This is a genomic window from Sinorhizobium sp. 7-81, assembly GCF_030124405.1.
GTDB classification, from domain to species: domain Bacteria; phylum Pseudomonadota; class Alphaproteobacteria; order Rhizobiales; family Rhizobiaceae; genus Sinorhizobium; species Sinorhizobium psoraleae.
In genome coordinates this window covers 428,435-449,560 of sequence record NZ_JASKLT010000002.1, presented here as the reverse complement: position 1 = coordinate 449,560, position 21,126 = coordinate 428,435, and the positions used below count along the sequence as shown (strand labels likewise).

25 protein-coding genes are annotated in these 21,126 nt (G+C 62.6%); 14 read left to right on the top strand and 11 right to left on the bottom strand.

The window, feature by feature from the left end; genetic code table 11:
- Nucleotides 1-24 precede the first annotated feature (24 nt).
- The 3 genes from QN224_RS09375 to QN224_RS09365 are packed head-to-tail and all read right to left on the bottom strand — an operon-like array spanning nt 25 to nt 5,000.
- Nucleotides 25-3,177 carry an efflux RND transporter permease subunit gene (locus QN224_RS09375; RefSeq protein WP_283976432.1) on the bottom strand — a complete coding sequence of 1,051 codons (3,153 nt, stop codon included), beginning with the start codon at nt 3,175-3,177 and terminating at the stop codon, nt 25-27.
- Between the two features lie 31 nt (nt 3,178-3,208).
- Nucleotides 3,209-4,351 (bottom strand): efflux RND transporter periplasmic adaptor subunit, encoded by a 1,143-nt coding sequence (locus tag QN224_RS09370; protein WP_283976431.1) that lies wholly within the window; start codon nt 4,349-4,351, stop codon nt 3,209-3,211.
- A 40-nt stretch (nt 4,352-4,391) separates the two neighbouring features.
- Nucleotides 4,392-5,000 (bottom strand): TetR family transcriptional regulator, encoded by a 609-nt coding sequence (locus QN224_RS09365; RefSeq protein ID WP_283976430.1) that lies wholly within the window; start codon nt 4,998-5,000, stop codon nt 4,392-4,394.
- Nucleotides 5,001-5,274: 274 nt separating this feature from the next.
- Here QN224_RS09365 and QN224_RS09360 point away from each other — a divergent pair, with 274 nt between their 5' ends.
- The 7 genes from QN224_RS09360 to QN224_RS09330 all read left to right on the top strand — a co-directional run bounded on the left by QN224_RS09360 (nt 5,275) and on the right by QN224_RS09330 (nt 10,655).
- A complete protein-coding gene (locus QN224_RS09360) occupies nt 5,275-5,718 on the top strand; it encodes a pseudoazurin (protein WP_283976912.1) in 444 nt (147 codons plus the stop codon).
- Nucleotides 5,719-6,043: 325 nt separating this feature from the next.
- Nucleotides 6,044-6,214 (top strand): periplasmic nitrate reductase, NapE protein, encoded by a 171-nt coding sequence (napE, locus tag QN224_RS09355; protein ID WP_173512487.1) that lies wholly within the window; start codon nt 6,044-6,046, stop codon nt 6,212-6,214.
- Nucleotides 6,215-6,222: 8 nt separating this feature from the next.
- Nucleotides 6,223-6,723, top strand: a complete 501-nt coding sequence (locus QN224_RS09350; RefSeq protein ID WP_283976429.1) for a ferredoxin-type protein NapF — start codon at nt 6,223-6,225, stop codon at nt 6,721-6,723.
- Nucleotides 6,716-7,015 carry a chaperone NapD gene (locus QN224_RS09345; protein ID WP_283976428.1) on the top strand — a complete coding sequence of 100 codons (300 nt, stop codon included), beginning with the start codon at nt 6,716-6,718 and terminating at the stop codon, nt 7,013-7,015. Before QN224_RS09350 ends, QN224_RS09345 begins: the two co-directional genes overlap by 8 nt.
- Entirely contained in the window at nt 6,990-9,494 is a 2,505-nt protein-coding gene (gene napA, locus QN224_RS09340; RefSeq protein ID WP_283976427.1) for a periplasmic nitrate reductase subunit alpha, read from the top strand. Before QN224_RS09345 ends, napA begins: the two co-directional genes overlap by 26 nt.
- On the top strand, nt 9,464-9,955 hold the full coding sequence (locus QN224_RS09335; RefSeq protein ID WP_173511910.1) for a nitrate reductase cytochrome c-type subunit: 492 nt from the start codon (nt 9,464-9,466) through the stop codon (nt 9,953-9,955). Before napA ends, QN224_RS09335 begins: the two co-directional genes overlap by 31 nt.
- 4 nt (nt 9,956-9,959) lie before the next feature.
- Nucleotides 9,960-10,655 carry a NapC/NirT family cytochrome c gene (locus QN224_RS09330; RefSeq protein WP_269286320.1) on the top strand — a complete coding sequence of 232 codons (696 nt, stop codon included), beginning with the start codon at nt 9,960-9,962 and terminating at the stop codon, nt 10,653-10,655.
- Nucleotides 10,656-10,671: 16 nt separating this feature from the next.
- Here QN224_RS09330 and QN224_RS09325 read toward each other — a convergent pair whose 3' ends face one another.
- The 5 genes from QN224_RS09325 to QN224_RS09305 form a co-directional block, all read right to left on the bottom strand.
- Nucleotides 10,672-11,040, bottom strand: coding sequence for a YbaN family protein (locus tag QN224_RS09325; RefSeq protein WP_283976426.1), 369 nt, complete (start codon nt 11,038-11,040; stop codon nt 10,672-10,674).
- A gap of 153 nt (nt 11,041-11,193) precedes the next feature.
- A complete protein-coding gene (locus QN224_RS09320; protein ID WP_283976425.1) occupies nt 11,194-11,586 on the bottom strand; it encodes a hypothetical protein in 393 nt (130 codons plus the stop codon).
- Between the two features lie 61 nt (nt 11,587-11,647).
- A complete protein-coding gene (locus QN224_RS09315; RefSeq protein ID WP_283976911.1) occupies nt 11,648-12,571 on the bottom strand; it encodes a U32 family peptidase in 924 nt (307 codons plus the stop codon).
- Entirely contained in the window at nt 12,572-13,549 is a 978-nt protein-coding gene (locus tag QN224_RS09310; RefSeq protein ID WP_269286324.1) for a peptidase U32 family protein, read from the bottom strand. It abuts the gene before it with no gap.
- Nucleotides 13,540-14,028 carry an SCP2 domain-containing protein gene (locus QN224_RS09305; RefSeq protein ID WP_283976910.1) on the bottom strand — a complete coding sequence of 163 codons (489 nt, stop codon included), beginning with the start codon at nt 14,026-14,028 and terminating at the stop codon, nt 13,540-13,542. Before QN224_RS09305 ends, QN224_RS09310 begins: the two co-directional genes overlap by 10 nt.
- Nucleotides 14,029-14,154: 126 nt before the next feature.
- On the opposite strand from QN224_RS09305, the gene QN224_RS09300 reads away from it, so the two are divergent.
- Both QN224_RS09300 and QN224_RS09295 read left to right on the top strand, forming a co-directional pair.
- Nucleotides 14,155-15,663, top strand: coding sequence for a UbiD family decarboxylase (locus QN224_RS09300; RefSeq protein ID WP_283976424.1), 1,509 nt, complete (start codon nt 14,155-14,157; stop codon nt 15,661-15,663).
- A complete protein-coding gene (locus QN224_RS09295; protein WP_283976423.1) occupies nt 15,660-16,235 on the top strand; it encodes a UbiX family flavin prenyltransferase in 576 nt (191 codons plus the stop codon). The genes QN224_RS09300 and QN224_RS09295 overlap by 4 nt, the downstream gene beginning before the upstream one ends.
- Nucleotides 16,236-16,268: 33 nt before the next feature.
- On the opposite strand, the gene QN224_RS09290 is transcribed toward QN224_RS09295, so the two are convergent.
- The 3 genes from QN224_RS09290 to QN224_RS09280 form a co-directional block, all read right to left on the bottom strand.
- Entirely contained in the window at nt 16,269-16,961 is a 693-nt protein-coding gene (locus tag QN224_RS09290) for an NnrU family protein (protein WP_283976422.1), read from the bottom strand.
- Nucleotides 16,954-17,388 (bottom strand): hemerythrin domain-containing protein, encoded by a 435-nt coding sequence (locus QN224_RS09285; RefSeq protein ID WP_283976421.1) that lies wholly within the window; start codon nt 17,386-17,388, stop codon nt 16,954-16,956. Before QN224_RS09285 ends, QN224_RS09290 begins: the two co-directional genes overlap by 8 nt.
- Before the next feature lie 132 nt (nt 17,389-17,520).
- Complete coding sequence (locus QN224_RS09280; protein WP_153439984.1) at nt 17,521-17,676, bottom strand: hypothetical protein; 156 nt, start codon at nt 17,674-17,676, stop codon at nt 17,521-17,523.
- A gap of 238 nt (nt 17,677-17,914) precedes the next feature.
- Between QN224_RS09280 and QN224_RS09275 the strand changes: the two genes are divergently transcribed.
- From QN224_RS09275 to QN224_RS09255, 5 genes are all read left to right on the top strand, one after another.
- Entirely contained in the window at nt 17,915-18,472 is a 558-nt protein-coding gene (locus tag QN224_RS09275; RefSeq protein ID WP_283976420.1) for a cytochrome c oxidase subunit 3, read from the top strand.
- A gap of 4 nt (nt 18,473-18,476) precedes the next feature.
- Nucleotides 18,477-18,755, top strand: coding sequence for a cytochrome C oxidase subunit IV family protein (locus QN224_RS09270; RefSeq protein ID WP_283976419.1), 279 nt, complete (start codon nt 18,477-18,479; stop codon nt 18,753-18,755).
- A 169-nt stretch (nt 18,756-18,924) separates the two neighbouring features.
- Complete coding sequence (locus QN224_RS09265) at nt 18,925-19,377, top strand: cytochrome c (protein ID WP_283976418.1); 453 nt, start codon at nt 18,925-18,927, stop codon at nt 19,375-19,377.
- Between the two features lie 24 nt (nt 19,378-19,401).
- Nucleotides 19,402-20,748 (top strand): nitric-oxide reductase large subunit, encoded by a 1,347-nt coding sequence (locus QN224_RS09260; RefSeq protein WP_283976417.1) that lies wholly within the window; start codon nt 19,402-19,404, stop codon nt 20,746-20,748.
- A gap of 75 nt (nt 20,749-20,823) precedes the next feature.
- The coding region (locus QN224_RS09255) for a MoxR family ATPase (protein ID WP_283976416.1) at nt 20,824-21,126 on the top strand (303 nt) is incomplete at its 3' end.

The following is a 21,126-nucleotide window of genomic DNA, read 5'->3' as shown; positions in this document are numbered from 1 at the left end:
CATCAAGAATGGTCGCGGCGGAGCTTACTCTGCCGCGATCGGCGCGGGATAGCGCTCTTCGACATCATCGTCTTCGGTACGCTCGTCGGCGGCTTCCGGCTCCACTTTCCGCGCCTTCGGCTCCTTGCCGAAGAACAGCGCGTAGCCGGCTGGCAGCACCAGGATCGTCAAGACGGTCGCGACCAGGATGCCGCCCATCATGGCATAGGCGAGCGGGCCCCAGAACACGCCGCGCGAGATCGGGATCAGCGCCAGCACCGCTGTCAGTGCCGTAAGCATGATCGGCCGGAAGCGGCGGACTGCCGCGCCGATGATGGCTTCCGAACGCTCCATGCCGGCCGCGATGTCCTGATCGATCTGATCGACGAGGATGATCGAGTTGCGGATGATGATGCCGAGCAGCGCGATGACGCCGAGAATGGCGACGAAGCCGAAGGGTGCGCCGCTGATGAGCAGCGCGGCGGCAGCACCGATGATGCCGAGCGGACCGGTCGCGAGCACCAGCATCGACTTGCCGAAGTGCTGGAGCTGCGCCATCAGGAGGATGACGATGACCAGCAGCATGATCGGCGCCTTGGCGGCGATCGAGGCCTGGCTTTCAGCGCTGTCTTCGGCACCGCCCTGGATCTCGACCTTGTAGCCGGGCGCGAGGCCGTCTCTGAGGCCCTGAAGCTCTTCGTAGAGCTTCATCGTCACGTCGTTCGACTGCACGCCGTCGGGGAGCGTCGCTCGGACCGTGATTGTCGGGAGGCGGTCGCGACGCCATTCGATGCCCTGTTCTATGACAGGCACGACCTTGGCGACCTGCGACACGGGCACGAAGCCGCCGAAGTCGGTCGGCACATAGACCGAGTTGACGGCCGAAAGCAGTTGGCGATTGCCGTCCGGTTCGCGTGCGACGATCGAGACCGTTTCCTCACCATCGCGGAAATTGTCGAGCGGCACGCCGGACATCGACGCCTGCAGCATCTGGCGGATGCGCTGCGAGGTGACGCCCAGCGCCCGGGCGCGGTCCTGGTCGATCACCAGCTTCATCGCCGGCACCGGCTCCAGCCAGTCGTCGTGAACGGCGCCGAGCAGCGGGTTTTCGTTGAACTTCGCCTTTACCTCATCGGCGATGCGGCGCACTTCGGCGCGGTCCGGGCCCATCACGCGCAGTTGCACGGGCCAGCCGGTCGGTGGCCCCAGGAAGAGCCGATCGACCTTGGCGCGGATCGACGGGAAGTCTTCGGCAATGATCGTGCGCAGCTTGACGATCAGCCGCTCGCGGGCCGGCTCGTCCTTCGCCATGACCAGGAGCTGGGCGAAGTTCGGGTTGCGGAGCTGCTGGTCGAGCGGCAGGAAGAAGCGCGGCGCGCCTTCCCCGATATAGGTAGCGATGAAGCGCTTGTCCTCGTCGTCCATCATCTGCGTTTCGAGCGCCTTGGCCTGCTTCTCGACCTCCTTGATGCTGGTTCCTTCCGGCAGCCACAGATCGACGAGGATTTCCGGCCGCGAGGACTGCGGGAAGAAGTTCTTCGGAATGAACTGGAATGCCCAGAGGCTGCCGACGAACGTCGCCAGTGTCAGGACGAGGACGATGCCGTAATGGCGCACGGCCCAGCCGACGGTCGCCCGCAGGCGGCGATAGAAGCGCGTGTCGAAGACGTCGTGGTGGCTGCCCGCATGATGGCGCTGCTTCAGGATCATGTAGCCGAGCCAGGGTGTGAAATAGACGGCTACGAACCAGGAGACAACCAACGCAATGCCGACAACATAAAAGAGCGAGCGCACATATTCGCCCGCAGTCGATTCCGCGAAACCGACGGGGATGAAGCCGGCGGTCGTGATCAGTGTGCCGGTCAGCATTGGGAAGGCGGTCGAGGAATAGGCGAAGCTCGCCGCCTCGATCTTCACGAGGCCTTCCTCGAGCTTGCGCTCCATCATCTCGACGACGATCATCGCGTCGTCGACGAGCAGGCCGAGCGCGATGATCAGCGCACCAAGCGAGATGCGCTGCAGGTCGATGCCGAGTTCGTACATGATCGCGAAGGTGGCGGCGAGCACCAGCGGGATGGCGATCGCGATCACCAGGCCCGAGCGCCAGCCGATCGACAGGAAGGAGACGACGAGAACAATGATCAACGCCTCTCCGAGCGCATGCATGAACTCGCTGATCGCGTCGGTCACGACCTCCGGCTGGTTGGCGATCTGGTCGACCGACACGCCGTAGGGAAGCGAGGATTCGAAGCGGTCATAGGTCGCTTCCACCGCCTTGCCGACGTCCGTGACGTTGAAGCCTTTCGCCATGACCACGCCGATCTGGACGCTGTCGTGGCCGTTGAAGCGGTATTTGCGCTGGAAGGGGTCTTCCAGCCCCGAGGTGACGCTGGCGATATCGCCGAGCCGGATGACCTGATCCCCCGCACGCAGCCTCAACGCGCGGATATCCTCCGCCCGGTCGACTCCCCCTTCGACGGAAATGCGGACGGAGCGCGTGCCGGTATCGACGGAGCCGGCGAGATCGACATTGTTCTGACCGACGATCGCACCGCGCAGTTCGTTGAGCGTCAGCCCACGTTCCGCGAGCGCCTTGGAGGAAACGTCGATATAGATCTTTTCCGGCTGGTCGCCGATGATCGACACCTTTTCGACGCCGGGCGTCGTCAAGAGCATGTCGCGGCCCTGGATCGCGAACTTCTTCAGCTCAGGATAGCTGTAGCCGTCGCCGCTGATCGAATGGAGCGTGATGAAGGTATCGCCGAACTCGTCGTTGAAATAGGGACCGAGCAGGCCCTCCGGCAGCTCGTTGTCGATGTCGCCGACCTTCTTGCGTACCTGGTAGAAGGCGTCGGCGACCTCTTCGGCATTGGTGTCGCCTTCGACCTGCAGCGTGATGATGGCGCTGCCGGCGCGCGTGTAGGAGCGCACGAAATCGAGATGCGGCGTTTCCTGCAGCTTGCGCTCGATCTTGTTGACGACCTGGTCCTGCATCTCCTCGATCGATGCACCCGGCCAGACGGCCTGGATAACCATGACGCGGAAGGTGAATTCCGGATCTTCGCGCTGGCCCATGCGTACGAGGCCGAGCGCGCCGGTGATGATGATCAGCGCGAAGAGGAATCGCGCGATGCTCGGGTGGCCGATCGCCCAGCGCGAGAGGTTGAACGGTTTCCTGTCCTCAGTGGAGGCATCCATGGCGTCGTTCCGTTCTGTCGATCAATGGGAGTTAGCGAAGGACTTCGCCGGTTTCGGTGAGAGCTGCCTGCTGTTCGGCATCTGGCAGCTTCACCTTCAGGTCTTCCGTCATGAATTGCGTGCCGGCGGCAACGACGAGATCGCCCTGCTCAAGCCCTTCGGCGACGCGAACGCCATCGCCGGTGAATTCGGCGAGCTTGACGTCGCGCGCATGCACCGTCGAGCTGTCACGATCGACGACCCAGACGACCTTGCGGCCGTCCTTTTCGGCAAGCGCGCTCAAGGGGATGGAAACCGACGGCTGCGCATTGGCGACCGCCTCGATCGTCGCTGTCATGCCGAGCAGCACGCGCGGGTCGGTCGGCAGGCTGACGCGCACGGAAAAAGTCCGCGACTGCTGGTCTGCGCTGCCGGAGACCTCGCGCACCTTGCCGTCGAGCACGAGCGCGTCATCCGACCAGAAGCGCGCCTTGACGGTCTTGCCCGGCTTGAACTCGGAGATATCCATCTCGGGCACGGCGATCTGCACTTCCTTCTCGCCATCCACGGCGACGGTCACGACCGGCGTGCCGGTGCCGACGACCTGGCCGATATCGGCATTGATCGCGGTGACGATACCGTTCTGGTCGGATTTCAGATCCGTGTAGGTAACCTGGTTCTTCGCCTGGTCGAGCGACGAGGCGGCAGCGTCCCGAGTGGAGACCGCCTGGTCGTAGAGAAGCGCCGCCTGATCGAGCTGGGCCCTGGACGAGAACTCCTTGGTGAAGAGCTGCTCCGCCCGCATCTTGGTGAGCGCCGTCGTTTCCACCTGCTTTTCGGCGGCGGCCAGGGTTGCCTCGGCGCTCTTTACGGCAAGCTGGTAATCGGTCGGATCGACGCGGGCAAGCAGATCGCCCGGCTTCACCCGGTCGCCGATATTGACGAGCCTTTCGGTGATCTTGCCGTTGACGCGAAAGCCGAGGTTCATCTCTGTGCGTGCCTTCACCGAGCCGGAATAGTCGAGTTCACGCACACTGCCGCCGCCGGCAACCTCGACGACCTTGACCGGCCGGATAACCTCCGTGGTCTCGACCTTCTCTTCGGAGCAGGCCGAGAGGGCGGCGGCGATGGTAAGCGCGGCCGCGAACTTGGCAGCGACCGGGATGCTTATTCCGAAGGCCTTGGGTGAAAACATCGCTGGCACTCCTGATCCTGTCTGCCGCCACGCGGCTCTATTATTTCTTCAGCGCCCTGATCACGTATTCGATCAGTTCGTCGGGTGTCGCGCGATTTTGCTTTGCGAGACACTGGGCCACCATTTGCGGATGACAGAGCGTAACGGTGCTGGCGCCGAAACACCGGGCGGCGGCATCCGCGTCCTGATCGGCGAATTCGCCAGACGCGATCCCGTCACGGATGATGTCCGCTACGAGTTCGTGCAGGCGGTCGATATGTTTCTCGATGACGTGCCAATCCCGCTCGATCGCGACGACCACCATCTCGTGGACCTTCTGCTCGTCGAGCATGGTTTCGACGGTCATCTTGTGCTGGCTGTGCACGTAGCGGCGCAACCGCTCGGAGGCGCTCAAGGGAAGGTGTGAAATCTCGTAGGCCTGTTGGTAGCTGGCGGCGAGCATGCGGCCGCAGATCGCCTGGTGGATCTCGGTCTTGGAGGCAAAGAAGCGGTAGATATTCGCCGGCGACATTTCGAGGTCGCGGGCGATGTCGGCCACGTTGGTCTTGCTGTAGCCGTAATGGCGGAACAGCCGCTCGGCGGAATCGAGGATCCGCGTCACGTTTTCCTGTCTGGCTGCATCGACGCCGGTATCTGCGAGTTCGCTCATTTCATCTCACGAATTACGAGTGACGATTTTCGAATTTCGTCAGTCTTAATCCGATAGACGTAACCTGTCAACGATCTTCGGCGGCGAGGGTCGGAAAGCCGGCGCGATGACGTGGCGATCACGGGTCGAAGTTCGCATGCATGAGCGGAGAGGCGGTCGACCATCATCTTTCGCGTTGTTTGACGCGCGTCAAAGTCGGCAGGCCGGCGTCGGCCTATTTCCGGGGAGACAACCCCAGGCAAGGGCTTGGCGGTTCAACGGAGAAGATGAAATGCTGACTATGATGAAGAAGAGCCTTGGCCTCGCCGCGCTGGCAATGCTGGTCACCACGCCCGCGCTTGCGGCAGATTTCGAAGTGCACATGCTCAACAAGGGCAAGGACGGCGTGATGGTCTTCGAACCGGCTTCGCTGAAGGTCGCCGCCGGCGATACCGTGACCTTCGTTCCGACCGACAAGGGCCACAATGTCGAGACGATCAAGGGCATGCTGCCGGACGGCGCCGAAGCGCTGAAGAGCAAGGTCAACGAAAACTATAAGGTCACGTTCACCACTCCGGGCGTCTATGGCGTGAAGTGCACGCCGCACTACGGCATGGGCATGGTCGGCGTCGTGCAGGTCGGCGACAACCCGGCCAACCTCGACGCGGCGAGAGGGGCGAAGAACCCGAAGAAGGCGCAGCAGCGCCTGGACGCGGCATTCGCGGCGCTGGCGCAATAGAGACGCCGTCCGGCAAGGCCGGTGCCGCCGAAAGCCGCACCGGTCTTGCGCCCTGATCCTATGCCGCCGAAGGGCGCAACCTTCGCCCGCAAGCGTTGCAGTATTTAGTGCTTTAGGAAAGCATAAAATACTGCAGGTTCTTTCTTGGATAGGAGAGGTCGTCTAATTGCTCGGGTAAATATCCCGTTGAATTGACAGATGTTATTTTTATACCTGAGAAGAAGAGTTTAGTTTATTCTTCTTTCTTTCCCGTCTGGGATCGTTACTATGCGCATGGGTCGGATCAACGGGGAGATGTAATGTGTCAGAGCTATCTCCGCAGCAGATGACAACGCCAAGGCCGCAGTCCCGGCGGCGTGAACTTCTGACCTTTCTGGTGCTGGCCTTCGGCATCTGGCCGCTGCTCGCCGTCGCCGTCGTCGGCGGCTATGGCTTCATCGTCTGGATGTTTCAGATCGTCTTCGGACCGCCGGGTCCGCCACCGGCGCCGCATTGAGGTGCGCCATGGCGGTTACGACGATCTCCAGACGAAACCTCCTGTTCGGACGCGGCGCATCTGAGCCCGAACGGATCTGTCCGCCGGGCGTGACGCTCGAGAGCCTCGCCGCCTGCACCGGCTGCGGCCGCTGCGTAGACGCATGTCCCACGAATATCATCGACCTTGCCGCAAACCGGCCGTCGCTCGATTTTTCCGTCGGCGAGTGCACCTTCTGCGGTGATTGCCGGAGCGCCTGTCCGGAGCCGGTCTTTCAATCGGCGGACGTGACGCGCTTTGCGCATGTGGCGGCGACCGCCGATCATTGCCTGGCGAAGAACAACGTCGCCTGCCAGTCCTGCCGCGACAGTTGTCCGGAAGAGGCGATCCGCTTTCAGCCTCGCACCGGCGGGCCTTTCCTGCCGATCGTGAACGAAAATGCCTGCAGCGGCTGCGGCGCCTGCGTCGGCATCTGTCCGGTCGGCGCCGTCCAGGTCGCCGCACGGAATCGGGAGGGCGCCCATGCCTGAAAAATCGAGCGAAAAACCAGCCGAATATCATGTCTCGAGCGCCGTCGTCGTCGCCGTTCCGGCGATGGAGGAGCAGGTCCTCGCGGCGCTTTCCCGAATGAACAATGTCGAGGTTTACGGCCACCAGGGCGGCAAGATCGTGGTGGTCATCGAAGGAACGAGTACGGGCGTGCTCGGCGAGTGCCTGTCGCGGATTTCCACGCTCGAAGGCGTGGTCGCCGCCAACATGGTGTTCGAGCATGTCGAGAAAGAGGAGACGATCGGCAATGACCGACGAACTGACGCGGCGTGACATCCTCAAGGCCCACGCGGCTGGCATAGCGGCGGCAACGGCGGGCATTGCGCTTCCCGCCGCCGCGCAACCCGTACCCGGTGGCGTAAGCGCGCTGGAGATCAAGTGGTCGAAGGCGCCATGCCGCTTCTGCGGCACCGGTTGCGGCGTGATGGTGGGCGTGAAGGAAGGGCAGGTGGTCGCCACCCATGGCGACATGCAGGCGGAGGTCAATCGCGGCCTCAACTGCATCAAGGGCTATTTCCTGTCGAAGATCATGTACGGCGCCGACCGGTTGAAAACGCCGCTCATGCGCAAGCGAAACGGCGCCTACGCCAAGGATGGCGAGTTCGAGCCGGTGAGCTGGGACGAAGCCTTCGATGTGATGGCGGAGCAGGCGAAGAGGGTCCTGAAGGAGAAGGGCCCGACGGCTGTCGGCATGTTCGGCTCCGGGCAGTGGACGATCTTCGAGGGCTATGCGGCGACGAAGCTGATGCGCGCCGGCTTCCGCTCCAACAACCTCGATCCCAATGCCCGCCATTGCATGGCATCGGCCGCCTACGCCTTCATGCGCACCTTCGGCATGGACGAGCCGATGGGGTGCTACGACGATTTCGAGCACGCCGACGCCTTCGTGCTCTGGGGCTCCAACATGGCGGAGATGCATCCGATACTCTGGACCCGGCTCGCAGACAGGCGGTTGGGCCATCCGCATGTGCGGGTCGCGGTGCTCTCGACCTTCACCCACCGCAGCATGGACCTCGCCGACATCCCGATCGTCTTCAAGCCGGGCACCGACCTCGCGATCCTGAACTACATCGCCAACCACATCATCCAGACCGGGCGCGTCAACCAGGAGTTTGTCGAGAAGCACACGACCTTCATGGTTGGCGCGACCGATATCGGCTACGGCTTGAGGCCGGATAATCCCCTGGAGGTCAAGGCGGTGAATGCCAAGGACGCCGCCAAGATGACGCCGAGCAATTTCGAAGAGTTCAAGACATTCGTTTCGGAATACACGCTCGACAAGACCGCCGAGCTCACCGGCGTCGACGCAGCCTTCCTGGAACAACTGGCCGAACTCTATGCCGACCCCAAGCGCAAGGTAATGTCGCTCTGGACCATGGGGTTCAACCAGCATGTGCGCGGCGTCTGGGTCAACCAGATGGTCTACAACCTCCATCTCTTGACGGGGAAGATTTCGGAGCCGGGCAACAGCCCGTTCTCGCTGACCGGGCAACCATCCGCCTGCGGCACCGCGCGCGAGGTCGGCACCTTTGCCCATCGCCTGCCGGCCGACATGACCGTCACCAATCCGGAACATCGCGAGCATGCCGAAGAGATCTGGCGGATACCGCACGGGATCATCCCGGAAAAACCGGGCTATCATGCCGTCGAGCAGGACCGCATGCTGAAGGACGGCAAGCTCAATTTCTATTGGGTGCAGGTCAACAACAACGTCCAGGCGGCGCCCAACACTAGCAACGAGACCTACCAGGGCTACCGCAACCCCGACAACTTCATCGTCGTTTCCGATGTCTATCCGACGATTACCGCCATGAGCGCGGACCTCATCCTGCCGGCCGCCATGTGGGTGGAGAAGGAAGGCGCCTATGGCAACGCCGAACGCCGCACCCATGTCTGGCACCAACTCGTCCAGGCGCCGGCCGAGGCGCGCTCGGACCTGTGGCAGATGGTCGAATTCTCCAAGCGCTTCACGACTGACGAGGTCTGGTCGGCGGAAATCCTTGATGCCAATCCGTCCTATCGCGGCAAGACGCTGCACGACGTCCTGTTCAAGAATGGCGCGGTGGATCGCTTCCCCTTGAGCGAGGTCAACGGCGACTATGCCAACAACGAGGCGGAGGCCTTCGGCTTCTATATCCAGAAGGGCCTTTTCGAGGAATATGCCACTTTCGGGCGGGGGCATGGGCATGACCTCGCCCCTTATGACCGCTACCACGAGGAGCGCGGCCTGCGCTGGCCCGTCGTCGACGGGAAGGAGACGCTTTGGCGCTACCGGGAAGGCTATGACCCCTATGTGAAGCCCGGCGAGGGCGTGAAGTTCTACGGCCGCCCGGACGGCAGGGCGGTGATCCTTGCCGTTCCCTACGAGCCTCCGGCCGAAGAACCCGATGACGAATACGATATCTGGCTGGTTACCGGTCGCGTGCTCGAACACTGGCATTCCGGATCGATGACGATGCGGGTGCCGGAGCTCTATCGGGCCTTCCCCGGCGCGGTTTGTTTCGTGAACGCGGACGATGCCCGCAAGCGCGGCCTCAATCAGGGTGGCGAGGTCAGGATCGTTTCCCGGCGCGGCGAAATCCGTGCCCGCGTCGAGACACGCGGCCGCAACCGCATGCCTCCCGGCGTAATCTTCGTTCCGTGGTTCGACGCCAGCAAGCTCATCAACAAGGTAACGCTGGACGCTACCGATCCCATCTCCAAACAGACGGATTTCAAGAAATGCGCAGTCAAGATCGTCTCTGCCGCATGATGAGAAGCCCAGCATGGATGCTCGGAGCGCTGCTTGCGGTGCTGTTCGTGAGCACCGCGGCCATCGCCCAGATGGTGCCGGAACTTTCCGGGCCGCCGCAATCGATGGACGAACCGGGAGCCGAACCGATACCGAAATGGGTGGTCGACGACGTCCGCAAGATGCGGGCCTATCCCGATCAGCCGCCGGTGATCCCGCACTCGATCGAAGGCTATCAGCTGTCGGTCAACACCAATCGCTGCCTTTCTTGCCACAAGCGTGAATTCACCCAGGATTCCGGGGCTCCGATGATCAGCGTCACCCATTATCTGACGCGGGACGGGCAGATGCTCGCGGACGTGTCGCCGCGGCGCTATTTCTGCACCGCCTGCCACGTGCCCCAGGCCGACGTTAGGCCGCTCGTCGATAACACTTTCAAGGACATGAGCGAGCTGGGCGTCAAGCCGGCGGGAAGCGAGTGACGCCATGGGATGGATCCGGAAACTCGTCCTCTGGGCGTGGCACCTCGTCAGCACGCCGGCAGGAACACTGAGCCTCGGCTTTCTGACACTCGGCGGCTTCGTCGGCGGTGTGATGTTCTGGGGGGCCTTCAACACCGCGCTTGAGCTTACCAACACCGAAACCTTCTGCACCTCCTGCCACGAGATGCGCGACAACGTCTATCAGGAGATGTCGCGGACGATCCACTTCTCCAACCGCTCCGGGGTCAGGGCCACCTGTCCGGACTGCCACGTCCCGCATGACTGGACGGACAAGATCGCCCGCAAGATGCAGGCGTCGAAGGAGGTCTGGGGCAAGATCTTCGGAACGATCAACACCCGTCCGAAATTCCTCGAGCACCGGCTGGAACTCGCCCAGCATGAATGGGCGCGGCTGAAGGCGAACGACAGTCTCGAATGCCGCAACTGCCATTCGTCAATCGCCATGGATCTGCAGAAGCAGACGCAACGCGCGGCGGCGATCCATACGCGCTATCTGCTTCCCGGCCGGGCGACCTGCATCGATTGCCACAAGGGCATCGCGCACGAGCTGCCGAACATGGAAGGCATCGATCCGGGCTGGAAGATGCCGCCGGAACTGGAAGGCCAAAGCACCAGCAGCTTGACCCCGATCGACGAACTCAGGAAGGCGATGAGGGAGCTCCACGCCAGCAACTTCTGACGCCTTGTATCGACAGTCAATTGCTAGGGCGCGTGAGGATGAAGGCGACCGGGAGCACCATCACGGCCGCGACGAGGGCCGCAAGCGCGGCATTCGGCCTGCTGAACAGACAGAAGAGACCGTAGCTCGCGGCCATCAAAGCGACGGCGCTGAACTTCGCCCTCATCGCGATCGCGCCCTTTTCTCGCCACAGGCGCAGCGAGGGACCGAAGACGGGATGCTCGACGAGCCAGCGTTCAAGCCGAGGAGACGCGCGGGCGAACAGGCCCGCCGCCAAAAGCAGGAAAGGTGTGGTGGGCAGCACCGGCAGGAACACGCCGGCGACGGCGAATGCGACCATCAGCCAACCAAGGCACAGGCAAAGAATACGAAACGGAAGATTCATTCGCCGTCTCCAGATCGCGCGCAACTGCAGCGCCGCGCGTCTCATCAGAAGCGCAAAGGACGCCGTAGCACTTTGATTTGCTGCATGTGTCCTTAAATCGGTTACGATTTAAGGACACATGCAGCAGGCTCGATCCCGAAGGTCCGTGCCTCATCATCGCACACCCGCCTTCGAACTCGGCAAGGCGGAGGCGACATCGAGCAGCCGCGCCCCCTGGCGCGCGGCTTCGGCAATGTCCTCGAAAAGCAGCCGCGCTTCCATCAGAACGCTTCGGTCGGCGTCGTCATAACCGATCTCGTCGAGTTCGTGAAGAAGTTCCATGATCGCCGCGATGCGTCGCCGTTGGCGCCGGGCCTGGTCGAGCATCCGCTTTTCGCGTTGCCTGGCCGTCAGACTTTCAAAGCGAAGCAGCAAGTCGTCGACGCGAGCGCGGCAGCCGCATTCGAGCGAAGCGCCATCGATCAGCCGGCGGATCTGGCTGATGACGGTTGCGAGATTTTCGTCTTCCGCGGTCTCATTCGCGAGAACATCGAACTCATGTGCCATGGAACGACTCCAAATAGGTTAGTGCCGGTCGAAAACCACACACACTTTACCTCATCCTGCTCTAAGTTGACGCGTGGTCCGCGATCCAGGTGGCGCCTTGCTGGCCGTAATGGAAGCCGTTCGAAAACCGTGCGCCGGTATAGGCATCTTGAAGACGGACGATGGCATCGGCGGGGAGAGACCTGCCGGCGATCGCGTCATCGAAGACCTGAGCGACAGCGACCATGTCGCAGTCCTGGGGCGAAAGGCGGATCCGCGAAATGCCGGCCGCGGCCAATTCCGGCAGTTCCTGGATCAGTGCCTGGCACGTGTGCGACACGGTCTGTACACCGTTCAGGGCGAGAAAAGGCTGACGGTCGAGTGTTTTGACCACCAATCCATCCGGGTCGTCGCCGCAGATGAACTGACAATTGTCCTTGACCAGCCCCTTGGACCGGGCGTGCGCGCAGCGGGCCGAGATCGCCAGCGGTACACGCCCGAACGCGAATATCTCGAACGACACGCCGGGAGCATCGCGAACGATATCGCGGACGGACGCCATGGGCAGTTCGGGCGGCAGGCAGATGCTCGTCGCACCGCGCGAGGCGAGCAGCCGCGCGGTGGCGCCGTTATAGACGTTGATCAGCGGGCCGACCGAATGCGGTTTGCCGGCGAGCAGCCCGAGCGCCGACAGGTCGTTGGCCTCGACCGGATGCGTGCTGTCGCGCACCAGCGCGCGCACGACTTGGGCCTCGCGTTCGAGCGTGACGAGCGCCAGCGAGGCGAGGCCGACGCTCTTGCCGGCGCGCTCCAGCCGCTCGACCACTTCGACGACATGCGGTTCGATGAAATGCAACCGTTTCGAGCAGACCGTCTCGCCGATGACGACATGCGCGACCGGCGCTTCGTCGGCGATACGGAAATAGAAATCGCGCCATTTGGGTCCGTCCCAAAGGTAGAGGACCGGGCCGAGGCTAAGGCTTGGAAGCGTTGCGCCAGTCATGATCTACCTCCAACGCTTTTCATAGGCGCCGGATGTCGTCCGCTGACCTTCGCTCAAGAGTCGTAGCCGCGAGATGAGGGCGGGCCGCTCGGCGGCATTCGCGGCGAGAGCGCGGCGCATCACCGAGACGACCTCCGCGACATAGGCCTTGCCGCGCTGGCGTCCTTCGATCTTCAACGCGCTGACGCCAGCCTCGCGCAACAGGTCGACGTGGTCCATGACATCAAGCGAAACGGGGTCTTCGAAAGCGTATCCGCGCTCGTCGGCAACGTTGAAGCGCCCCTTGCAGAGTGTCGGATAGCCGGCTGCCTCGCCGGCGGGAAAGCGATTGATCGTGTAGTCGCCGAGTTCCGAGACGAGTTCGCGGCCATCCTCGCGGTAACGCACGTGGCTCGCCGGAGAACAGACCCCATTCATGTTCGGCGACTTGCCGGTGGCATAGGAGGAGAGCGAACAACGCCCCTCCGCCATCACGCAGAGCCCGCCGAAGACGAAGACCTCGATCTCGCATCGGATCTGTTTTGCTAGGCGGGCGATGTCGGGGATGGTGAGAATGCGCGGCAGCACGACGCGTTTTGCGCGAAACGTCTCGACCAGGAAATTGACGGCGTCCGCATTGGCGGCGGAGGCCTGGACCGACACGTGCAAGCGCTGCTCGGGGTAGCGTTCGGCGGTATAGGCCATCAAGCCGAAATCAGCGAGGATGACGGCGTCGGCGCCGAGGCGCACGGCATCGTCCACCGCCTCGTGCCAAAGCTTTTCGCGACCGGCGCGCATGAAGGTGTTGATGGCGACGAAGGTCATCGCTCCGTGCTGACGGGCATAGGCGATCGCCGCCTTGAGCTCGTCGCGGGAAAAGTTCAGTCCCGGGAAATTGCGGGCATTGGTCTCGTCGCGAAAACCGCAATAGACGGCATCGGCTCCGGCATCGACGGCCTCGCGGAAGGCGGCCGGCGTTCCGGCGGGGCAGATCAGTTCCATTGGCCGGCCTCCCGAGCCAGGACGCGACTACGAATTTCCGAGGCGGCGCGCCGCACCAGCGGTGCGAAAGGCCCCGCCAGGCTGCCGATGTCTGAGGGCAGGTCGATGTTGCAGTCGTCGAGCGCATTGCGCAGCGCCAGCATGGCTTCCATGTCGCCGATGACCGTCAGGTCGCGCGAGAAGAAGACCGCATCACCATCGAGGCGACCTTCGAGCAGCCCGAGCAGGAGGACGAAGCCGCCTGTGACCGCAGTGTCGGTGGATGGCAGATCGGGCTTGCGGTGCACGGATATGCGGGCTTTCGCAGGCTCGACCAGGAAGCCGACCGGCAGGTCGGACGGGATGAAGCCATATCGTTTGTCGGCGTAATCCCCCAACCGGTCGAACAGGCCCGGATGGCGCGCCATGACGTGAGAAAAAACGAGCCTTGTCGCTCGCTCGATGGCGGGAATGGGGATGAGCCGGAGCGGAACGGCCATCGCGGAGGAAACGGTCATATGGGGCCTGTGCAGTGTGAATGTTCTCCCAATGTTTAGCCGGCAGCCGTTCCTTGTGTTTGTCCCACATCAAAGACAGGCGGAAATCACGAGCACAAAGAAGCGGGCATGAACAAAGCCTTCCGCACCGCATCGCACTTCGCCTCGCTACAGGATTTTGCTTCGGCGCTTGAACGCGACGGCGAGTTGAAGCGGATTTCGCGGCCCGTTTCGCTCGTCCATGAAGTGACCGAGATCCACAGGCGCGTGCTTGCGTCGGGCGGGCCAGCCTTGTTGTTCGAAAAGCCGGTCGATGCTTCCGGGCGCGTGCACGAGATTCCCCTGCTCGCCAACCTGTTCGGCGCGCAAGCGCGGATCGAGCGCGGCTTCGGCCTGGAGCCGGGCGGATTGCCTTTCTTTGCCGAGGAACTCGCGGAGCTGCGTGATCCCCGCGCGCCGGCATCGCTGCGTGACGCCTGGGAGAAACTGCCGATGCTGCGGTCCGCACTTTCGATGCGGCCGAAGCATCATAGCCGGGCGCCGTGCCAGGAGATCGTCTGGAGCGGTCCGGAGATCGATCTCGGGAGCCTGCCGATCCAGTGGTGCTGGCCGGGCGAGCCGGCACCGCTCATCACCTGGCCGCTGGTCATCACCATGGCGCCTGACGATCCGACCGACATCAACGTCGGCATCTATCGCATGCAGGTTCTGGGTAGAGACCGGGCGATCGTTCGCTGGCTCGCCCACCGCGGTGGCGCGCGGCATCATCGCCTCTGGCAGAGACAGGGCCGGGACATGCCGGTCGCGGTCGCGATCGGAGCGGATCCGGCCACTATCCTCGCGTCGGTGATGCCATTGCCGGACGGGCTGAGCGAACTCAATTTTTCAGGGCTCATTCGCCGGCGTCGAACACCGGTTGCAACAGGCCGTACGGTGCCGTTGCCGGTACCGGCGAACGCGGAGATCGTGCTCGAAGGCACCGTGTCCGCAGCCGAGACGGCCGACGAGGGGCCTTACGGCGACCATACCGGTTACTACAATTCCGTCGATCGCTTCCCGGTCATGACTCTTTCGGCGATCACGATGCGTCGAAATCCGATTTATCTCTCCACCTATACCGGCCGGCCGCCCGACGAGCCGTCGCGTCTCGGCGAAGCGATGAACGTTCTGTTCGTGCCGCTGGTGAAGAAGCAGTATCCGGAGATCGTCGACCTGTGGCTGCCGCCGGAGGCCTGTTCCTACCGGGCAATGGTCGTGGCGATCGACAAGCGTTATCCGGGGCAGGCGAAGCGGTTGATGATGGGGCTCTGGTCGATGCTGCCGCAGTTCAGCTACGTGAAGCTCATCATCGTCGTCGACCCGGATATCAATGTGCGCAGCTGGCCGGATGTCGTCTGGGCGCTCTCCACGCGCTTCGACGCAAGCCGCGACGTCACGATCGTCTCCGACACGCCGATTGACTACCTTGACTTCGCTTCGCCGCGATCCGGTCTCGGCGGCAAGCTCGGTCTCGACGCGACGACAAAGATCGGCGCGGAGACCGACCGCGAATGGGGGAGGGTGCTCGACATGTCGCCAGAGGTGATGGCCGATGTCGATCGGATGTGGGCCGAGCTGGGTCTGGGAGACCGCCGATGACGGGAAGGTTGAGGATAGTCGTTGGTGTAACCGGCGCTTCCGGAGCCGCGATCCCGCTGCGCATCGCCAACCGGCTTGCGTGGATCGACGAAGTCGAGATGCATCTGGTCATGTCGCCGGCGGCGCACAGGACATTGAGCCACGAAGTTGGACCGGACGCACTGTTGCGCTTGTTCGAAAAGGCCGACCGCATCTACGAGCACGACGACATCGGCGCGGCGATCGCCAGCGGATCCTTCCCAACGGCCGGCATGATCGTTTCGCCCTGTTCGATGCGCACGCTCGCGGCGATCGCCAATGGACTTGCCGACAACCTGCTGGTTAGAGCCGCCGATGTGCATCTGAAGGAGCGCCGGCGGCTCGTCTTGATGACGCGCGAAACGCCGCTCCACCTTGGGCATCTGCGCAACATGTGTGCCGTTACCGAAATGGGCGCGATCGTCATGCCGCCGGTGCCGGGATTTTACCATCGTCCGGCAAGCGTCGAGGCGATCGTCGACCATCTCGCCGCGCGCGCCATCGATCTCTTGGCGCTGCCGATCGCGCCGATGGCAGAAGCCTGGCAGGGGTAAAGCCGGGTCAGGAAAAACGTCCCGGCGGCGGGTTCAAAGCAACAGGAAGGCTTGCAGCAGCGGATCGGCGCCGAAGATTGCGTAGTGGCCGCCGGCAAGCAGCCACAGCGTGATTGCGCCCGTGGCAAAGGCGGAGAGCACCAGGACCGGATCCAGGCGGAAGCGGGCGCGGCCGCCGAGAATGGCGGCGAAGGGCAAGATCGATGTGCCGGCGGCAACCTTCGGCCATTCATCGCCAATGCGGCGGCGCGCGCGCCGCTCGACCATCAGGAAGCCGCCCGCTGCAAAAAGCGCGAAGCCGCCGAAGAGCACGAGCGAGCGAAGATCGCCGTTCGGAACGACGTGTCCAGCCGCCCAGAGGAGGAACCCCCAAAGCACCGGATGGCGGGTGATGCTGACGATGGCGCCCGTTCCGCCGGTACCCTGAAAGATCGAAATCGAAAGCGGGTTCTCGCTGAAGAGGCCCGCAAGAACGAGGAAAATGCCGAGGGGTGCGAACACGAACGTGACCCAGGCCTGCCACGGCGCCGGGTCCCAGAGCGGTATGAAATCCAATGTCAGCGCTGCGTGGAAGACCCAGACGAGCGCTACGATCGACAGCAGCGAATAGCCGGCGAAATAATTCTTTCGGCCCAGCCGTTGAATGAGCCGCTCGCGAAGTTTCGGCATGGCGGGCACCATGTGCAGCGCAAGAAAGACCGCGAAGGCCAGCAAAAATTCACGCATGGCAGGCACCCCGACGGCTCTCGGAAAGCAGCAGGCGCTCGGTCGCGACGTGGCGGCGGAGGCTCTCGAAGAGCGCGCGCAGCATATAGCCGATCGCGTCCCAGCTAAGCCGGCAGCGACCGTGAAGGAGCTCGCGGAAGACCTGTGCGACATCGGCCGCAGCTCTCGCGTCGTGCTGATGCTCTTCGCGAAGACGTTCGATCAGCGCCGTCACGTCTCGGCCATCCGTTCGCGCGAGAAGTTGAGAAAAGAGGACTTGTTCCTCCAGCTCGTGCAGGCTGCCAAGCGTCGGCACAAGCGTATCCGCGATCTGCTCGTAGCGCGTTACATCGATTGCGTTGGGCAAGGCGTCGGCGATTGCCTCCAGCCGATCACACAATTCCAACAGCGCGTCATAGCCGTTCTCCAGCATGCTGCTTCGTTGCATCGTTTCTTTTCCAGCCATTAGCCGGACTCCGGTCTGTTTAACTTAGCGCAATCGTCTAGCCGGCGAATCGGCCCGCATCTTTGACATATCGCAAGTCCGGATTGAGACGACGCAACTCCGGACGGAAAACCGTTAGCGGTCGAGAAAGAGCACCACGGCGATCGCGATCGAAAATAGAACAGCCGAGACCGTGCCAGCGCGCTGCAACACGCCCATGCGGTGGAGGACAAGGGCGAAAACGATGATGATGGGGGTTGCGACCGAAAGGCCGATCTGTGCGTCTGTCATCGAAGAACTCCTGGAACACGATGATTTTGGGTCGAATCGACCCAAAATCATAAACGTGATCGATTCTAACAAGTTGAGACGCGGGATGCGGGCGGAAAACCGCGCACTTTTCCTCATCCCGCTCTGGTTGCCTCCCGCCGATATCGGGTTTTTGGCCCGGCTTCCTTGCGCAATGTCAAAGACATCGCCTTGCCGGCTCGCCTAAGTGCCGATCGTTTCCGATCAAGGGAGATGAGGCATGGATGCACGGGCGACGACTGAAATCGAGGCGAAAGAAGAAGCACCCACGGATGAGCTTCTGCTCTGGGTTCTGGTGTGGAGCGAGCTTGCGGCCTTCGGCATCCTGCTTGCGGCCTTTCTCATTAACGGCTTCCTGCAGGCCGACGCATTTGCCGCCGGGCGAAACGAACTCAACCCCTTGCTCGCGGGCATCAATACGCTGGTGCTTTTGACGAGTGGCTGGCAGGCGGCGCTTGCCGCGCGCAGTTCCGCTCTGCCGGGGGAGCGCCGGCGTGCCCTCGTCATGGCGGCCTTGCTCGGCTTCGTCTTCGTCGCGGTCAAACTCACGGAATACAGCGGCGAACTCGCAAGCGGCGACATTGCCCGGTTCGGTGCCTTCTTCGAGCTCTATTTCCTGATCACCGGTTTCCACCTCATGCATGTGGTGTTCGGCGGCCTGATCCTGCTTCTCGTCGCGTGGCGCCAGACACCCGGCAACGTAACCCTGATAACAACCCTCTGGCATGTCATCGATCTCATCTGGATCGTGATGTTCCCGATCATCTATCTGGTATGACGTCATGACGGACCGCACTCGAAACCAGCTCGGCCGAACCTGGATCGTGCTTGTTGCCATCGTCCTTGCGGGCATGTCGGCGGTCGCCTTTCAAGGCCGCGCCTCTATCGTCGTTTTCGCCGCCCTCCTCTTGGCGTTCATCAAAGCCAGGCTGATCATTCTGGATTTCATGGGTCTGAGCTCCGGTCCAGCCGCCATGCGGCGCGGGCTTTTGGTCTGGCCGCTGATCCTTGCGCTGCTGGCAGCGGCGAAGCTCTTCGCCACCGGCATGCCATCCGTTTGAAACCGCTTTCCTTGTTTGCCGAAACGCAAAGAACGCACGCGGGAAATCCATAGACATGGATCGTGCCCCGGACATTCGTCGGCGTTGCTGCAGGCGGCGTCAAACGGGGAGGGGATCAGATCAAGCCGGCCACGCATTCGCGGCCATCTGAAATCGAAAGGACCACGTGATGGCAGAACGCCTCACCAAGACCGGGGCCCGAAACGTCTTCTACGGCGGGTCCTTCTTCTTCTTTGCAATATTCGTCGGGCTGACGGCCCACAGTCACTATCACATGAAGACGACCTCGACGGACGAGACGACGCTGACGGACTCCGTCGGCCGCGGCAAGCACGTCTGGGAAAAGAACTCCTGTATCAACTGCCACACGCTTCTCGGCGAGGGCGCCTATTTCGCGCCCGAGCTCGGCAATGTCTGGAAGCGCTGGGGCGGCGACAAGGATCCGGACGGCGCGCGCGAAACGCTGAAGGCGTGGATGGCGGCGCAACCCTCTGGCGTCGAAGGGCGCCGGCAGATGCCGCAATTCAATCTCACCGAACAGGAGCTCAACGATCTCGCCGACTTCCTGGAGTGGACGAGCCGCATCAAGACCCAGAACTGGCCACCGAACGAAGCCGGCTAAGCGTTGCGATTGGAGTAAAGAACCATGAAATACCAGACCCAGAAGGTCGCGATGCTCTATTTTTATGGCGCACTCGGCCTGTTTCTCGCCCAGGTGCTGTTCGGTGTTCTCGCCGGCACCATCTACGTCCTGCCCAACACGCTCTCCGAACTCCTGCCGTTCAACATCGTGCGCATGGTGCACACCAATGCGCTGATCGTCTGGCTGCTGATGGGCTTCATGGGCGCTACCTATTATCTTCTGCCCGAGGAAGCGGAAACGGAGCTTTACAGCACCAGGATCGCCGTGGCCCAGTTCTGGATTTTCCTGATCGCCGCGGCCGTCGCGGTGGTCGGATACCTTCTCCACATTCATGAGGGCCGCGAGTTTCTCGAGCAGCCTTTCGCGATCAAGGTCGGCATCGTGGTGGTGGCGCTGATGTTCCTCTACAACATCACGCTTACCGTTCTTAAAGGCCGCAAGACGACGGTGACCAACATCCTGATCTTCGGTCTGTGGGGTGTGGCGATCTTCTTCCTGTTCGCCTTCTACAATCCGATGAACCTGGCGCTCGATAAGATGTACTGGTGGTACGTCGTCCACCTCTGGGTGGAGGGTGTCTGGGAGTTGATCATGGCCTCGGTGCTCGCCTTCCTGATGATCAAGCTCAACGGCATCGACCGTGAGGTCGTCGAAAAGTGGCTCTACGTCATCGTCGGCCTGGCGCTCTTCTCCGGTATCCTCGGCACCGGTCACCACTACTACTGGATCGGCGCTCCGGGATACTGGCAGTGGATCGGCTCGCTCTTCTCGACGCTCGAAGTCGCGCCCTTCTTCACCATGGTGATCTTCACCTTCGTGATGACCTGGAAGGCCGGGCGCAAGCACCCGAACCGCGCGGCCCTTCTCTGGTCGATCGGCTGCTCGGTCATGGCTTTCTTCGGTGCCGGTGTCTGGGGCTTCCTGCACACGCTGTCATCGGTGAACTACTACACCCACGGCACGCAGGTCACCGCGGCCCACGGCCACCTCGCCTTCTTCGGCGCCTATGTGATGCTGAACCTTGCCGTCATGGCCTATGCGATCCCGGAAATCCGCGGCCGCCAGCCCTACAACCAGTGGCTTTCGATCGTCAGCTTCTGGGCCATGTGCACCGCCATGTCGGTAATGACCTTCGCGCTCACCTTCGCAGGCGTCCTGCAGGTCCATCTGCAGCGCGTGCTCGGTGAAAGCTACATGGACGTGCAGGACCAGCTGGCGCTGTTTTACTGGGTCCGCCTCGGCTCCGGTGCGGTCGTCCTCGTCTCGGCGCTGATGTTCATCTGGGCCGTGCTGGTTCCAGGCCGGGAGCGCAGCGCGCGGCTTAGCCCTTCGATCCAGCCCGCCGAATGATCGCCCGACCGACCCCGACGGCCGCGTCGGGGTCGGTCCTTCCGCTTGCTTCGACTGTTTGTCACGGAGACCAAAATGAATTTCGTCCTGCCGAACGCATCCCGCCCGACCGCCGATAATCCGCACTACAGTCCGCTCGGCAACGAATGCGCGCTGTTTGAAACCGCCTGGGTCAGGCAATTGCCACTCTTGCTGAAAGGCCCGACCGGCTGCGGCAAGACGCGCTTTGTCAGCCATATGGCGGCAAGACTCGGCCTGCCGCTTTCGACCGTTTCTTGCCATGACGACCTTGCCGCCGCGGATCTCACCGGCCGTTACCTGTTGAAGGGCGGCGACACCGTCTGGGTCGACGGGCCGCTGACGCGCGCGGTGCGCGAG

Coding starts and splice junctions, on each gene's coding strand:
- QN224_RS09375 (WP_283976432.1), bottom strand. CDS start 3,177: ATGGATGCCTCCACTGAGGACAGGAAACCGTTCAACCTCTCGCGCTGG.
- QN224_RS09370 (WP_283976431.1), bottom strand. CDS start 4,351: ATGTTTTCACCCAAGGCCTTCGGAATAAGCATCCCGGTCGCTGCCAAG.
- QN224_RS09365 (WP_283976430.1), bottom strand. CDS start 5,000: ATGAGCGAACTCGCAGATACCGGCGTCGATGCAGCCAGACAGGAAAAC.
- napE (WP_173512487.1), top strand. CDS start 6,044: ATGACAACGCCAAGGCCGCAGTCCCGGCGGCGTGAACTTCTGACCTTT.
- QN224_RS09350 (WP_283976429.1), top strand. CDS start 6,223: ATGGCGGTTACGACGATCTCCAGACGAAACCTCCTGTTCGGACGCGGC.
- QN224_RS09345 (WP_283976428.1), top strand. CDS start 6,716: ATGCCTGAAAAATCGAGCGAAAAACCAGCCGAATATCATGTCTCGAGC.
- napA (WP_283976427.1), top strand. CDS start 6,990: ATGACCGACGAACTGACGCGGCGTGACATCCTCAAGGCCCACGCGGCT.
- QN224_RS09335 (WP_173511910.1), top strand. CDS start 9,464: ATGCGCAGTCAAGATCGTCTCTGCCGCATGATGAGAAGCCCAGCATGG.
- QN224_RS09330 (WP_269286320.1), top strand. CDS start 9,960: ATGGGATGGATCCGGAAACTCGTCCTCTGGGCGTGGCACCTCGTCAGC.
- QN224_RS09325 (WP_283976426.1), bottom strand. CDS start 11,040: ATGAATCTTCCGTTTCGTATTCTTTGCCTGTGCCTTGGTTGGCTGATG.
- QN224_RS09320 (WP_283976425.1), bottom strand. CDS start 11,586: ATGGCACATGAGTTCGATGTTCTCGCGAATGAGACCGCGGAAGACGAA.
- QN224_RS09310 (WP_269286324.1), bottom strand. CDS start 13,549: ATGGAACTGATCTGCCCCGCCGGAACGCCGGCCGCCTTCCGCGAGGCC.
- QN224_RS09305 (WP_283976910.1), bottom strand. CDS start 14,028: ATGGCCGTTCCGCTCCGGCTCATCCCCATTCCCGCCATCGAGCGAGCG.
- QN224_RS09300 (WP_283976424.1), top strand. CDS start 14,155: ATGAACAAAGCCTTCCGCACCGCATCGCACTTCGCCTCGCTACAGGAT.
- QN224_RS09295 (WP_283976423.1), top strand. CDS start 15,660: ATGACGGGAAGGTTGAGGATAGTCGTTGGTGTAACCGGCGCTTCCGGA.
- QN224_RS09290 (WP_283976422.1), bottom strand. CDS start 16,961: ATGCGTGAATTTTTGCTGGCCTTCGCGGTCTTTCTTGCGCTGCACATG.
- QN224_RS09285 (WP_283976421.1), bottom strand. CDS start 17,388: ATGCAACGAAGCAGCATGCTGGAGAACGGCTATGACGCGCTGTTGGAA.
- QN224_RS09280 (WP_153439984.1), bottom strand. CDS start 17,676: ATGACAGACGCACAGATCGGCCTTTCGGTCGCAACCCCCATCATCATC.
- QN224_RS09275 (WP_283976420.1), top strand. CDS start 17,915: ATGGATGCACGGGCGACGACTGAAATCGAGGCGAAAGAAGAAGCACCC.
- QN224_RS09270 (WP_283976419.1), top strand. CDS start 18,477: ATGACGGACCGCACTCGAAACCAGCTCGGCCGAACCTGGATCGTGCTT.
- QN224_RS09265 (WP_283976418.1), top strand. CDS start 18,925: ATGGCAGAACGCCTCACCAAGACCGGGGCCCGAAACGTCTTCTACGGC.
- QN224_RS09260 (WP_283976417.1), top strand. CDS start 19,402: ATGAAATACCAGACCCAGAAGGTCGCGATGCTCTATTTTTATGGCGCA.